The following is a 1,549-nucleotide window of genomic DNA, read 5'->3' on the forward strand; positions in this document are numbered from 1 at the left end:
GTAACTATTCAGCCTCATCTGAAATGAATATATCAGGCAGCTGATTTTTGAATAATAACTCAAGGGCTAGGCTTGCAGATACATATTGTTTTCTGCAAGTCGATAAATAGCTTCTCAGCAAGCAGAACATTTCAGCTCCTTGCTTACTTCTAAAACACCCCGATATTTTTTGATGAACCTTGGTCATCCTAATATCATTCTCGCCTTGGTTGTTGGTAAATGGCACGCCACTGCTCATCATGAAACGTAAAACATCATCTTGATAATCTCTTAGTCGTTCCAATAATGCGCGGGATTTGGTTCGCTTTAATCGGCCTCGCTGACCTTTCACTCGGCTACTTTTATCTGGTGGTGGACATTTAGCGTCACCTTGAAGCAATATTTTTTGATATTGCTCACGATATTTCTGTTTAGCCCCTTTATCTAGGTCGGGATTATCTATTTGAGCTTTATTCATTTCTTTAAGTAAGGTTTGCATATCCTTCGCCCATTGCATGCCGTCTTGCTCCCAAGCCCTTTCTAATTCTCGGATGTGGTGAGCATTACATAATGCATGTTGGCATTGGGTATATTGATAATATGGCTTCCAATGGTCATGACATAGCACACCGGTAAAGTGCGGTAAAATACCGGCCTCATCCATCGCTATTTTTCCTCTTTTTTCATGAGGATAAAAATAAGTCCACCAAGTCGTTGATGCACCATGAAGCCATCGCCGTTTACCGCCGATATTAATGCCAGTCTCATCAACATGCAAAGTTTGATACGGGCTTTGTAATGCCGCTTTGATGATACCTTCTGCGCCCGATGACTTTACCAGTGCCGCTGCTTGTTCATTAAAGTTAAATAAACTGCCGGCACTGATCGGAATACCTAGTTGGTCACTAAAGTATTCTTCAATGCGGTTATAAGGGAGTAATTGATATTGTGATAAGTAAACCGCATGGGCTTTCACACCAACACCATATTGAATAGGACCGTTAACACCTTGGGGGAATTCACCAACAAACCGCTTCCCTTGCTCATTCTCAAGGATTTGAGCCTGGTATTCGGTCACCACTTTACTGATATCTATATCGACGACTTGTCGCTTTTGAAAACCCACCTCACGATAGTGACCTTTAGGTAAAAAATCTCGGTCAACTAAAATGACTTGTACCTCATCAGGTGTTTCTGTTTGAGTCAGCGTTTTACCTACTCGGCCTTTTTGTCCGCCAGCTGATTTTTCTGACTTCTCTCTCGTTGGCTTTGTACGGTTGATATCTTTTGATGGAGGAATGCTACTATTTTGACTATTAAGTCCTAATTTACTAGCTAGCATAACAACGACAACAAGAATGAGTTCAATAGACATCTTCAACGCTGGCGAGAGTGTTTTATCTTCTTGTAACTGAGTTTTAGTTTGCTCAACTATTTCAGTGATATTTATGCTGTTTAAATTCATTAAAGCTAGAGCGATAGGGTAATAGCTCTAGCTTGGCATACTGGCAGGATCAGTCAATAGCTAAAAAAGATCCTTAGAAAATAATTTGTCTTGGTGAATAGTTAC

The 1,549-nt window shown here is 40.5% G+C and carries 1 protein-coding gene; it reads right to left on the reverse strand.

The genetic code is table 11. The annotated features are described in order from the left end of the window. Positions 1–4 precede the first annotated feature (4 nt). Complete coding sequence (locus P20439_RS12530; protein ID WP_008467365.1) at positions 5–1,444, reverse strand: IS66 family transposase; 1,440 nt, start codon at positions 1,442–1,444, stop codon at positions 5–7. Positions 1,445–1,549 lie beyond the last annotated feature (105 nt).

The organism is Pseudoalteromonas sp. BSi20439, assembly GCF_000241165.1.
Classification (GTDB): domain Bacteria; phylum Pseudomonadota; class Gammaproteobacteria; order Enterobacterales; family Alteromonadaceae; genus Pseudoalteromonas.

What these genes read in the sequence shown, in the direction of transcription:
- P20439_RS12530 (WP_008467365.1), bottom strand. Translation starts at nt 1,444, where the DNA reads ATGAATTTAAACAGCATAAATATCACTGAAATAGTTGAGCAAACTAAA.